10 protein-coding genes are annotated in these 13093 nt (G+C 62.2%); 2 read left to right on the top strand and 8 right to left on the bottom strand.

The features are described from left to right. Positions 1–133 precede the first annotated feature (133 nt). The 7 genes from QQL79_RS00620 to QQL79_RS00650 all read right to left on the bottom strand — a co-directional run bounded on the left by QQL79_RS00620 (position 134) and on the right by QQL79_RS00650 (position 9349). On the bottom strand, positions 134–1168 hold the full coding sequence (locus QQL79_RS00620) for a proline racemase family protein (protein ID WP_284386929.1): 1035 nt from the start codon (positions 1166–1168) through the stop codon (positions 134–136). 17 nt (positions 1169–1185) lie between these two features. Further along, complete coding sequence (locus QQL79_RS00625) at positions 1186–2844, bottom strand: hydantoinase B/oxoprolinase family protein (protein ID WP_284386931.1); 1659 nt, start codon at positions 2842–2844, stop codon at positions 1186–1188. A gap of 3 nt (positions 2845–2847) precedes the next feature. Then, a complete protein-coding gene (locus QQL79_RS00630; RefSeq protein ID WP_284386933.1) occupies positions 2848–4923 on the bottom strand; it encodes a hydantoinase/oxoprolinase family protein in 2076 nt (691 codons plus the stop codon). 207 nt (positions 4924–5130) lie between these two features. Further along, complete coding sequence (locus tag QQL79_RS00635) at positions 5131–6105, bottom strand: ABC transporter permease (protein ID WP_284386935.1); 975 nt, start codon at positions 6103–6105, stop codon at positions 5131–5133. Between the two features lie 5 nt (positions 6106–6110). Continuing rightward, positions 6111–7655: a sugar ABC transporter ATP-binding protein gene (locus tag QQL79_RS00640; RefSeq protein WP_284386937.1), complete on the bottom strand. Its 1545-nt coding sequence runs from the start codon at positions 7653–7655 to the stop codon at positions 6111–6113. A gap of 70 nt (positions 7656–7725) precedes the next feature. Then, positions 7726–8721, bottom strand: a complete 996-nt coding sequence (locus QQL79_RS00645) for a sugar ABC transporter substrate-binding protein (protein ID WP_284386939.1) — start codon at positions 8719–8721, stop codon at positions 7726–7728. A 115-nt stretch (positions 8722–8836) separates the two neighbouring features. Further along, the gene (locus QQL79_RS00650) at positions 8837–9349 is read right to left on the bottom strand and encodes a hypothetical protein (protein WP_284386941.1); all 513 of its coding nucleotides are present in this window, start codon (positions 9347–9349) and stop codon (positions 8837–8839) included. Between the two features lie 213 nt (positions 9350–9562). On the opposite strand from QQL79_RS00650, the gene QQL79_RS00655 reads away from it, so the two are divergent. Continuing rightward, the gene (locus tag QQL79_RS00655) at positions 9563–11011 is read left to right on the top strand and encodes a leucyl aminopeptidase family protein (protein ID WP_284386943.1); all 1449 of its coding nucleotides are present in this window, start codon (positions 9563–9565) and stop codon (positions 11009–11011) included. After that, positions 11008–12042 (top strand): Ldh family oxidoreductase, encoded by a 1035-nt coding sequence (locus QQL79_RS00660; protein WP_284386946.1) that lies wholly within the window; start codon positions 11008–11010, stop codon positions 12040–12042. The genes QQL79_RS00655 and QQL79_RS00660 overlap by 4 nt, the downstream gene beginning before the upstream one ends. Before the next feature lie 58 nt (positions 12043–12100). On the opposite strand, the gene QQL79_RS00665 is transcribed toward QQL79_RS00660, so the two are convergent. Beyond that, complete coding sequence (locus QQL79_RS00665; RefSeq protein WP_284386947.1) at positions 12101–13054, bottom strand: dihydrodipicolinate synthase family protein; 954 nt, start codon at positions 13052–13054, stop codon at positions 12101–12103. Between the last annotated feature and the right edge of the window lie 39 nt (positions 13055–13093).

Consider the following 13093-nt stretch of genomic DNA (forward strand, 5'->3'; position numbering starts at 1 on the left):
CTTCGTGCGCCCGCTATTGGCCGTCGTGCCTGCGGCGTTCGGCGGTGATGCCGCCGAACGCCGCATCAGCCTGGAATGGCGGCGGGATGCGGATGTGCTCCGACGCGGCCAGCAGCCCCTCAAGCAAGCATCGTTAGTTCATGAGATCGAATGCGTCGCCCCAGGTGTCCGAGACCGAGAAGCCGTGCGGGTAAGGATCGGTGGGATCGACGCCGATCTGGTGGATGCCGTGAATCCAGCCTCGACCGGAAATAATCGGCTGCACGGCCGGCCGTCCGGCAACGGTCGTGTCACTGGCGTAATGCACCTCGAAGGTGGAATCGATGATCGAGCGGGCGGTGAAGCGATCACCAGGCTTGGCGAGGCCCCGCGCCGCAGCGACGGCGAGACGCGCGGAATTGCCGGTGCCGCAGGGTGAGCGGTCGATGCGGCCAGGCGGCATAATGGTGGCGCCCTTGAGCTCGCCCGCTTCATTGTGGCCGACGAACATGGTGTAGGAAATGCCCTTCATGCCCGGAAGCTCGGGATGGGCGACGTCGAGCTGGGCGTTGATGGCCCGATGCACCGCACTGCCGGCCTCCACCAGTTTCCGGGCCAGATCCGGACGGATTTCAAGGCCGAACTGGGCGGGATCGATCAGGCCATAGAAAATCCCGCCATAGGCAATGTCGACCTTGATCTTGCCGAAGCCCTTCACGTCCACCACCGCGTCAAGCTGGTGGGCATAGGAGGGGTTCATGGTCAGTGTCACGCGCTCGACCTTGCCGTCCTTGCAGGTGGCGCGGGCGGTCACGAGGCCCGAGGCGGTGTCGATGCGCACGATGGTTTCCGGCTCGGTCATCGGCAGCATGCCGGTTTCGAGCACGGTGGTGACCAGGCAAATCGAGTTCGAACCCGACATGGCATGCGCCTTGTCGCCCTGCAGGATGATGAAACCGATATCGGCATCGGGCCGGGTGGGTGGAAAGACCAGGCAGGTGCTCATTTGCGCCGAGGCCCGCGGCTCAAACACCAGGAAGCGCCGCAGGCTGTCATCCACCTCATTGAGATGCCGGATCTTGTCGGCGATGGTCGCGCCCGGCACGTCGATCACCCCGCCGGTAACGATCCGCCCGACTTCGCCCTCGGCATGGGCTTCCACCATCGTAACGGTCTTCGACCAGCGCATGGCCGCTTCCTTCTTCTTCAGATCGTGACGTTATAGACCTTGGCGGCAGTTTCGGCGTCAATATAGCCATTGCGCAGGTCGCGCCGGACGGCCGCTTCGGTCCGCTCGGAAGGCTTGCCGAAGCCGCCGCCCACACCCGTCACCACATGCACCACGTCACCCTTGGAAAGCGGGACATTGGTGGCGAAGGAATAGCGTTCGACGTCCTTGCCGGGCCGCAGCACTTCCACATAATTGGGCGAACCGTCATTGCCGCCATTCTGCCCCCAGGGCGGAATGCGCGAGCGGGTATAGCCAACGCTGAGGAAATTGTCGTCGGCACGGACGCGGTAGCGAACGGAAATGCCCTTGCCGCCGCGCCAGGCGCCGTCGCCCCCCTTATCGGCATTGAGCGCCAGCTCGTCGACATTGAGGCCGTAGCGTGCCTCGGCGACTTCAGCCGGGCAGTTGAAGGTATCGCCATGGAAGCCTGAGAAGATGGCGCTATTGCCATCGCGCCCCTGCTGCGCCCCCCAGCCGCCGAGCTGCGGTTCGACAATGGTGTAGTGGCGGCCGGTATCGGGATGCTTGCCGCCGATAACCGTGCCGCAGATCGAGGCAAAATTGCCGGCCGGTAGCACGCCCGGGAAATGATGGGCAAGGCATCGCAGGATGAGATCGAAAACACGGATTTCGACCTCGGAATAATAGCCCAGCGCCCCGGGTTCAACGACGTGGAAGACCGAACCCGGACGCGTCAGCAATTGCAGCGGGCGGAAGAAGCCGCCGTTGCCAGGCGCCTGCGTGTCGGTAAAGGCCTTGAACGCCAGCTGCGCTGAAATCTCGATGCCTTCGCGGCTCGAATTGCTCGATCCCTTCTGGTCGGGATTGTCGCGCAGGTCGATGATGAAGGCATCGTCGGTGATTTCGATGACGATCTTGTGGATCGTGCCGTCGTCCTGCTCTTCCTCGAAGGGATAGATACCTTTCTTGATGGTGGCGAGAGCGGCCCGCGCGCGACGTTCGCCGAGATCCATGAAGTCGGCAATCGCGGCGGTAAAGGTATCGGAGCCATACTTCTCGATCATTTCGAGAATGCGCTTCTCGCCAATGCGGACGCCGGCAATGCCGGCCCAGAGATCGCCGCGAAGGAAGTCGGGCAGGCGGGTATTGACGTAGAGAATGTCGAACACGGCCTGGTTCGGCACGCCCGCATCGATCAGCTTCACCGCCGGAATGCGGATGCCCTCCTGGTAGATCTCGGTCGCCTCTGATGACATCGAGCCCGGCACATTGCCGCCAACGTCGTTCCAGTGCGCGATATTGGCCGTCCAGGCGACGATCCGGCCTTCGGCAAAGACCGGCATGGCCAGGATCATGTCGTTGAGATGGGTCACGCCACCCCAATAGGGGTCGTTGGAGGCAAAGAGATCGCCCGGCTTGATTGTCTCGACCGGGTGCTTTTCAATCATGCGCTTGACGGCTTTGTCGAGCACGCCGACGAAGGCGGGAATGCCAGCGCCGGAAGCGGCGATTTCGCCCTGCGCATCGCAAATGCCGGTGCCGAGATCCAGCACCTCATAGATGATCGCGCTCATGGAGGTCTTGCGCTGGGCCGCGAACATTTCGTCGGCGACAGCCTCAAGACCGTTCTGGATGATGTCGAAGGTGACAGGATCGTAGGAGGTCGTGCTCATCGATCAGCTCCGCAGATGGATTTGGGTATTGCCGAAATCGTCGATTTCGACCCGGTTGCCGGGATGAACGACAATGGTGGTGCCGGGGTCCTCGATAATGGCCGGGCCGGTAAAGACCATGCCTGGTTCGAGCTTTTCGGCATTGTAGATGATCGCTTCGCAAACGCCCTCGGTGGCGTAATCCACCTCGCGCCTGCCCTTGATGGCGTCCTCCAGTCTGGCTCCGGTGCGCGGCTGCGGCACCATTTCGAGCTTGCCCACTTCGGCCGAAGCGATGATGTGGATACCAACGATTTCGACGGCGACATCGAGGCGATAGGTATATTCGCGCTCGTAGACGCCGTGGAAATCCTCGATTAGCGCGGCGATGCGCGTGTCGTCCAGCGGACCGGCGTCGAGCGGGACTTCCACGGCATGTTCCTGGTTGCGGTAGCGCATCTTGACCAGGGGCTGGATATTGACCGCATCGGCCGCGACGCCTTCCTTGCCGAACTGCTCCCTGGCATGCCCGGAAATTTCACCGACCAGTGCTTCGAGGCCCGCGCGGTCGGTTCCGTCCATCAGGCGGGTAACGAAATAGTCGCGGCGCAGGTCGCTCATCATCATGCCCCAGGCCGAAAAGACCGGAGCGCCGCGCGGTACCACGACCTTCTTCACGCCCAGTTCCTGTCCAAGTGCGACGCCATGCATGGCGCCGCCGCCGCCGAACACCACCAGGGTGAAATCGCGCGGATCGTGGCCGCGGTTGAGCGAGACGAGTTTGAGCGCATTGACCATATTGGCATTGGCGATGCGCACGATACCGCGCGCCGCTTCCTGCTGGCTGACGCCAAGCTTGTCAGCCAGGGCGTCCAGGGCGCCATCGACCGATGCCATGTCGGCAATGACCGAGCCGCCGCAGAAATAGTCGCGATTGATACGGCCGAGCACGAGATTGGCGTCGGTCGTGGTGGCATTGGTGCCGCCACGGCCATAGGCGGCAGGGCCGGGCACCGCGCCGGCCGATTGCGGGCCGACATGCAGCTTGCTGAAGTCATCGACCCAGGCGATCGAACCGCCGCCATTGCCGATTTCCACCAGGTCAACCACCGGCACCATGATCGGATAGCCCGCGCTCTTGCGGTCGCGTTCGATCCAGTAATCGGTCTTGATGCTGACCTGGCCATTCTGGATCAGCGAACATTTGGCCGTGGTGCCGCCGATATCGAGGGCAAGCACATTGGGCTCGCCTATGATGCGGCCGAGCTCGGCGGCGCCCCAGAAACCGGAGGCGGGTCCCGATTCAACCATGGTGATCGGAATGGCCTTGGTCGAAGTCAGCGAATCCACACCGCAATTGGACTGCATGATATAGAGCCGGCCTTCATAGCCCTCCTGCTGCAGGCCCGCTTCAAGCCGCTCCAGATAGCGCTGGGCGGTCGGCTGCACATAGGCGGAAAGCACCGTCGTGCTGGTGCGCTCGTATTCACGCCATTCACGGGTGATCTGGTGCGACGCGACGGTGGCGACTTCGGGCCAGAGGCGCCCGATTTCATCCAGCACGGCCTTTTCATGCGTCGGATTGGCATAGGCATGGATGAGACACACGGCGACGGCCTGCACGCCATCGGCGCGGAAGCCCTCGAGAATGGCCGGCAGGCCGCTGAGGTCGAGCGGAGCGACTTCATTGCCGCGATAATCCATGCGACCGGGGATTTCCTGGCGCAGGTAGCGTTCGACGAAGGGCGTCGGCTTTTCATAGGAGAGGTTGAAGAAGTCGGGGCGGTTGCCGCGGGCGATTTCGAGCACGTCGCGGAAACCGGTCGTGGTGACCAGGCCCACCTTGGCGCCTTTGCGCTCGGTCAGCGCGTTGATGACCACGGTCGTGCCATGCGCGAAAAAATCGGCCTCGGCAACGCTGAGACCTGCCTTCCGGATAACGTTGAGCACGCCCTGTTCGAAATTGGGCGGCGTTGTGTCGGATTTCTCGGTCCGCACCGTTTGCCGGCCGGTGGTCTTGTCGGTCTCGAAATAGACGAGGTCGGTAAAGGTGCCGCCCACATCGGTGGCAATCCGGCTGATTGTGTCACGCTTGGTCATTAGTCATCCCGACTTTTTCGTCCGGTCCACCGGTGAGGCGGAAGGTGATATCTGGAGGAAATATCCAATTTGTCGACAGTATCCGGCAGGCGGCACCTTGCCAAGACGCCGGATATTTGTCGGCAAACTAAATACATGAAATTCTTGGGGCGATCCTCTTGGGCCAGCGAAGCGTTGCCTCTTGCCACCAGGCCGACGGCTGAGGGCCTATCTGCGCTTCTTGCCGGCACTCAGGGCGACCGCGGCCACGATAATGACGCCCGTCGTGAGGTCCTTGAAGAAGGGGTTGACGTTGAGGATGTTGAACCCGTTGCCGATAAGCGCCAGCAGCAGCACACCAGCGATGGACCGCCAGACGGCGCCCGCTCCGCCATAAATGCTGGTGCCGCCCAGAATGACTGCGGCAATGGCCTCCAGCTCCATGCCGACACCGGCTTGTGGCTGGCCCATGGAAATACGCGACACCGCAATGATCCCCGCCAGGCCGGCGGCAAAACCGGTCAGGCCGAAGCAGGCGATGCGAACCAGCTTGGTGCGGACACCGGAAAGAATGGCGGCCTCTTCATTGCCACCTACGGCGATGACGCGGCGGCCGAACGTGGTGCGGTTGAGCAGCACCATCATGGCGACGGTAAAGACGAGCAGGATGAGCACGGCGATATTGACCATGCCGACGCGTCCGCGGCCGAGCCAGGCGAATTCCTCCATGCGCACGGGGATGAGCGCTCCGCCCGTGATCAATACGGCAATGCCGCGATAGACCATGCTCGAAGCCAGGGTGGCGAGGAAGGAGTGGACGTTGAAGCCGGTGATGATGAGGCCGTTGACCAGCCCTAGCAGCAGCCCGAGCAACGGCCCGGCGATCATTCCCAAAGTCGGGTCGACATTGACCGCAAGCCAGGCCGCGGACACGCTAGCAACGCCGAAAATCGCGCCAGTCGAGAGGTCGAAGCCACCGCTGATGATCACTAGCGTCAGCGCGGCGGCGATCAGCGCCAGCGGTGCGCTCTGGTTGAGGATGTTTAAGAGATTGCGCGAGGTGAGAAAGGACGGGCTGAGGAAAGTCAGCCCGATCATCAGGATCACGATGATGATGAGAACGCCATATTCGCGCAGGAAATCGCCGAGGGCGAACTTGCTTCTTCTGGGCGTGGCAGGTGCGGCTGCTTGAAGTTCGGCCATGGATTTCAACCTTGTGCGGGCAGGGGCACGGCTTGCTCCTGCGCCTTCTGGACGTTGAAGAGGCGGAACAGCACGTCCTCAACACTGATATCGGGACTATCGACCTCGCCGATGATCCGGCCCTGGCTCATTAGATAGGAGCGATGGGACAGGTTCAGCACTTCCTCGAGTTCCGAGGAGATCAGCAGGACGGCAACGCCGCTCTGCGCGAGTTCGACGATGAAGTCGTGGATGCGGCGGCGGGCGCCGATGTCGACGCCGCGGCTGGGCTCGTCGAGAATGACAACGCGCGGCTTGCCATAAGCCCATTTCGACAGCAGCACCTTCTGCTGGTTGCCGCCCGAATAATAGGCCACTTCGCCGTCAATGCCGGCCGGAACGATGCCGAAATGCTCGATCATCGCCTTGGTGCGACGCCGCTCCTCGCCCATGTCGAGAAAGCCGAAACGGCTGATCTGGTCGAGGTGAGGCAGGCTCATATTGGGCCGCGTGCGCTGCACCAGGTTCAGGCCCTGCTTGCGGCGGTCCTCGGGGATGAACGCAATGCCGTGCCGGACCGCCTGCTTGGGCGTAAGCTTGTGCAGCTCCTGGCCATCGAGCGCGATCGTGCCGGTCAGGGCCTCATCGGCGCCGAACAGGGCGCGCGCCACTTCGCTGCGGCCTGAACCCACCAGGCCAACAAGGCCCACAACCTCGCCAGGGCGGACCGTGAGGTTGATGTCGTGGATTCCGGCATCGGTGCTGATGCCGCGCATTTCGATGCGCGGGGCAATCGAAGCTTCGGGCCGGGCCGGAAGCTCGGGATAGGCGACTTCGGCGCTTTTGCCGAGCATGCCTTCAACCAGGCTTTGCTTGGTTTCGCCGGCAATGCTGCCGGTTCTGACCACGCGGCCGTCGCGCATGATCGTCACGCGATCGCAGGCGGCCAGCACGTGGTCCAGGAAATGGGTGACATAGATGATAGTGCGGCCCTGCGCGCGCAGGTCGGCAATGACCCGATGCAGCCGGTCGGCCTCATCAGCGGTGAGCGAGGAGGTCGGTTCATCCATGATGATGATGCGGGCGTCGCGGGCAATGGCGCGCATGATCTCGACCTTCTGCCGGTCGGCGATGGAGAGATCGCCGGCCTTGCGGCGCGGATCGAGGCCGAAGCGGCACTGTTCTTCGAACGCGGCAAAACGCTTGTTGTCCGAGCCCTTGAGTAGGCCCGCGATATTGGCCTCAAGCCCGAGAAACACATTTTCTGCCACGGTCAGTTGCGGCACCAGCTGCAATTCCTGATGGATCATGGCCACGCCGAGCTGCAGCGCGCGGCGCGGCGTCGGCTGGTCGAGCGCTATGCCCGAAATCTCCACCGCGCCGCGATCGGCCGAGTAATAGCCGCCGATGATCTTGCCGACACTGGACTTGCCTGCGCCATTCTCCCCGATCAGCGCATGCACTTCGCCGGCCCGAAATTCGAGATTTATGTCATTGAGAATTTTGCTTGAGCCGAAGCTCTTCTCCACGCCCGTCAGCCGGACAGCCGTCGTCGTCCCGTTTGCTACCATGGCAACGGACCTCCGCTAAAGGAGCAGACTAGGCGGGATCGAACGATCCCGCCAGCCTCGCATGAGGAGCTCAGCCCTGCCATTCGGCCGTAAAGTCAGGATTGGCGTCGAGCCATTCCTTGGTCACGATCACGGGTGTCACGCTGAGATCGAACGGATCGATCCAGGTCGGCGCGGTACCGCCTTCAAGCGTGGTGACAGCGGCTTCCAGCGCAGCCTTTCCCATGCTGTGCGGCACTTCGGTCAGCGTTGCGGCCACCGTGCCGGCGCGAATGGCGTCGACGGTGATCTGGTTGAGACCGCCACCGATCATATAGACCGAGCCGGGATCATAGCCGAAATCGCTGAGCGCGATCTCCGCGCCGATCAGGTGCTGGTCGGCATTGGAGAGCACGGCGTCGATTTCCGGATTGGCCTGCAGGATGTCCTGCATGGCAGTCAGCGAGGCATCAGGATCATAATTGCCTTCGCCCGTAGCCACGATCTGGATGTTCGGGTGCTGTCCCAGAACTTCCTTGAAAGTCTCGTTGCGCAGATTGTCGAACGGATAGATCAACTGCCCGATGATCACGGCGACGCGGCACGGATCCTTATCGGCGCAATACGCCGCCACGGCCTCCGCCTGAGCCCGGGCACCCACGGCCGGGTTGGCCGCGACGGTGGTGGTCAGGCCGGGAACCTGCGGCTCCATATTGGTCAGGTCCGGCCCGACGGGAAACAGCGTTGCGACGACGGTAATGCCGGCTGCCGTGGCGTCTTCGAGCGCCGGGGCAATACCCACGGTGTCGTTCGGTGTCACGATAAAGGCGTCGAAACGGCCACCGGCCACCACGTCTTCGACCTGAGAGAACTGTTTGGTGGAGTCAAATGCGCCGTCGAAGATCTCGACTTCGACGCCCTTTGCGGCCGCGGCTTCCTGGATGCCGGCATAGATCGCCTGATTATAGCCATTCTGGCTGGACGAGGCGAGATAGGCGATGCGGAACGGATCCTGCGCCATGGCCGGCGCGGTCGTGGCCACACCGGCAAACGCTACGGAAGTGAGCAATGCTAGACGTAGTTTCATGGCTTTTTCCCTTTCACACCAGCGGTTCCCAATTCCGCTGCTGGTTTTCCCGAACGGCCCGGCGCTGTGCCGGCCCAGTTCTATTCGCTACCCTCTGCGCAAGCGGCTATGCCCCTCACGAAGTGGTTTGCTCGTTCATCGACTTGGCCAGATGTTGGAAAGCGATGGTGGCGTAAGGCAGCAGGTCGGCAGCCGGCGCGATGCGCTCGGCCGTATAGTAGCCAGCCTCATGCAGCAGGTTCAGCGTACCGATGACCTTGCCATCGACGACGACTGGAATATTGGCATTGGATTCGTTGCCCAACGACTGGATCAACTGCCAGTCAAAGAAGACCTCCGCGATCTCTTCGATGCGCAGGGTGTGGAACACGCGGTGCTGGTTGAGCACGATTTCGGTCCACGTGTTGTCTTCGATCGGCTTGAGCCCGGCCAGCGGATAGGCCTCCAGGTTTTCCGAATAGACGCGCTTGGACTGGCGCCTGCCCATGTCATAAACCGACGCCGTCAAAAGTCTTGTGCCGATCGTCTCCTGCAACATCTTGCCGACGCCTCCGATCAGGTCGGTGGCCGTTACACCAGGGCGGCGAACGCTCGCCATGAATTCATCAACAAGGCCGGTACTGATCACGATAGGCATCCTATTTCTGGATGGATGCTATCTAATATCCAAAGTGTCGACAAGAGCCTGATGTAATTTTCGTCACCTCGAACGCCTGTGACCGTTTGCTGTGCAGGGTGGCGGAAAGCGATGCTAAGCCCTTATCGGGCATTGCGGTCATTTTAATGTCGACACTGTGCATACTTGTATGATCAGTTCTGCGGCACCACCTGCGAGGTACAAATGAACATTACTTTTGAGGCGTCTCGTGGCGTCGGCACCGGCGCAGCGGCGGTCGAAATCCTGCATCCCGAGACACTTGCCGCCTTTGTAGATGCATCGTCAGAACGTGAGCGGCTGGCCCGGATTCTTACCGCTGAAGATTTTGCCGGCCGCACCGGGCAGGTCGTCATTCTGCTGGCCCCGGCCGGGCGGATCGAAGACCGGCTGATCCTCGCCGGCCTTTCGTCAGAAGCATCGGTTTTTGATGCCCAGCTGGCCGGCGCCAGGCTCGCAGTCAAATGTCTCGATCTGCCGGGTGACCTGGCGCTCGCTTACCCGGAGGGGCTCGATGCGAACCTGTTTGCCGAATTCGTCTATGGCTTCCTCGCCCGAACCTATCGCTTCGACAAATATCGCAGTGCGCCGCGTTCTGGTCTCGCGAACCTGAAAATTACTGGCTGTTCGGAGGTGGTGATTACGCAGATCAAGAGCCTGCAGGTGGCAGTCGAAACCGTCCATATCGTCCGTGACCTAGTCAACGAGCCGGGCAATGCGCTGCCACCGCTGGAACTCGCAGCGCGCATCGAAGGCCTCTGCGCCCCGCTCGGCATTGCCGTTGAAATCCTCGATGCCACCAAATTGGCGGAACTGGGGGCCAACCTTTTGCTCGCGGTGGGGCAGGGCTCGGTCAACCCGCCCTGCATGGTCGTGCTCCGCATGCAAGGCGAAGGCACTCCAATTGGTCTGGCTGGCAAGGGCATGACCTTCGACACCGGCGGCATTCACATCAAGCCGGTCGCCGGCATGTGGGAAATGAAGAATGACATGGCTGGTGCAGCCACCATTGCGGCCAGCATGGCGGCAATGGCCCGGCTCGGCATCAGCCGCCCGCTCGTCGCCGCGCTGGGCCTGGCCGAAAACATGGCCAGCGGATCGGCAACCCGCCCCGGCGATGTCGTCAGGAGTCTCGCTGGCCCCTATGTCGAAATCCGCAACACCGATTGCGAAGGTCGCCTCGTCCTGGCCGATTGTCTCACCTATCTGCAACAGCGCTTCGCGCCCGGCCAACTCATCGATGTCGCGACGCTGACCTATGCCGTGCAGGTTGGCCTTGGGCCGCGCTATGCCGGCATTTATGGCAATAGCCGCCCGGAGATCGATGCGCTGTTGCAATCAGCCGAGCGGACCGGCGAACTCGTCTGGCCCATGCCGATCGATGCCGGCTTCCACGATGAGTTGGCATCCGACTTTGCCGATTTCCTCAACTGGCCCGGCGTGACCTATGGCAATGCCTCAATTGCCGCAGCCTTCCTCGAAAAATTCGTGGCCCCGGCAACGCCCTGGCTACACATCGATATTGCCGGTCCGGCCTATGCGCCCAAGGGCAACTCCCTGAGCCCGGCCGGCGGCACCGGGTTCGGGCTGCGCATGCTGGTCGACTATCTTGCCAAGACGAGAACTTTTGCATGAGCATCACTATCCTTACCGCCACCGAGCTGCAGTCTCGTATCGAAGCGATCCTGGCCGGCGCGGGCATGAATGCGGTGCAGTCCGCTGCGGTGGCGGGCGTCATCGCGGCGGGGGAGCGCGACGCCTGCAAGGCGCATGGCATTTACCGCATCGAAGGCGTGCTGCGCACGCTCAAGGCCGGCAAGGTGCGAGGTGACGCCATTCCCGCCATTGCCGATGCCGGCACGGGTGCCATCATCCGCGTCGACGGACAGAACGGCTTCTCCGTCCCGGCATTCGAGCTCGGCCTGCCGCTGCTTGCCGAACGCGCCAAGGCGCTCGGCCTGGCCGCCATGGTGGTCAATGATTGCACGCATTTTTCGGCGCTCTGGCCGGAAGTGGAGGCCGTGACCGACAATGGCCTGGCTGCACTGGTCATGTGCCCCAGCTATGCCACCGTCGCGCCCTGGGGCGGCAGCAAACCGCTCTTTGGCACCAATCCCTTCGCCTTCGGTTGGCCGCGCCAGCAGACCGAGCCCTACGTCTTCGATTTCGCCACCTCGGTCGCCGCGCGTGGCGAGATTGAACTGCATCGCCGCGCCGGCAAGCCGCTGCCCCCAGGTTGGGCGTTCGATAGTGAGGGCGAGCCGACCACTTCGCCCGAAGCCGCGCTGGCTGGTGCCATGCTGCCCTTTGGCGGCCACAAGGGCTCTGCCCTGAGCACGATGATCGAGCTTTTGGCTGGCGTAATGATTGGCGATCTCACCAGCACTGGCGCACTCGAAGCGCTAGGCACGACCACGCTTTCGCCAGCCCATGGCGAGCTGGTCATCGCCCTTTCGCCCGAGCGTTTTTCCGCCGGTCGGCCTGGCGATCCCTTCGCTCGTGCCGAAATGCTATTCGAGGCCATCGAAGGGCAGGGCGCGCGTCTGCCTTCGCAGCGCCGTTTTGCTGCGCGTCGCAAGGCTGAGGCGGATGGCATTATCCTCTCGAAAGCTGAAATGCAGCAACTCGATCGCCTGCTCGAGCTGGGCCTTGCCGCCATCGATTAAGACGCAAAGAAAAGGCCCTCCTGCAGGAGGGCCTTTGCCGAAACATCCAGGGAGGAGCTTACGGCTGGTGGGAATCAAGCTGCCGGCTCCAGTTGGCGTACCAGGCATTGAACTGTTCGAACTGCGTCTTGGCCCAGGCGCGCTGGCTCGGCGAAAGCTCGTCCGTGGCATTGAAATGCAGTTTGTAAGCGTCCTCGCCCTGCAGCTCGAGCATATACTTGTAATAGAGCACAAGATCGGTGCCCTCATCCCAGCTGGACAGCACTTCGAGCGCTTCGCCCAATTCGCGGGCCCGCAGGCGTGCCTCGACATCGCCGGTGGCAGCGGCCTTGGACAGGGCCACGAGATGCAGGATTTCCTTGGGTAGGGCATTGCCGATACCGGTGATGGTGCCGGTCGCGCCAGCCTTGACGTAACCGTGATAGACGCCGGTATCGACGCCGGCCATCAGGATCACACCATTGTCGCCACTGGTAATATGCTCGGCGGCATAGGTCATGGAGGCGGCGCCACCAAATTCCTTGAAACCAACCAGGTTCTTGAACTTGGCGCGCAGCGCAAAGAACAGGTCCGCCTTGGTCTCGAAGCCATAATAGGGGCTGTTATAGATAACGGCCGGCAGATCCGGCGCGGCGGCCAGAATGGCCTCGAAATGGTGGCGCTGGGCAGTCGGCGAATTGCCGCGAGACAGCACGCGGGGAATGACCATTAAGCCAGCAGCGCCGATCTTCTGCGCATGGGCGGCCAGCGCCACGGCAGAAGCGGAATTCACCGCACCGGTGCCAACGATCACCGGCAGGCCTGCTCCAACCAGACGTTCCACGCCTTCCTGGCGCTGGGCATCGCTTAGCAGCGGCCAATCACCCATCGAGCCGCAATAGACCAAAGCGGACATGCCGGCTTCGATCAACTGCTTGCCCTTGCGCACCAGCTCGTCAAAGTCAGGTGTGCGATCGGATTTGCAGGGCGTCATCAGGGCCGGGATTACGCCGGTAAAAATCTCAGTGTTCATCGTATCCTTGTCCATAACGGCGCGGCCAAATCAGCCGCC

Origin of the sequence: Devosia yakushimensis, assembly GCF_030159855.1 — a bacterium.
GTDB lineage: Bacteria > Pseudomonadota > Alphaproteobacteria > Rhizobiales > Devosiaceae > Devosia > Devosia yakushimensis.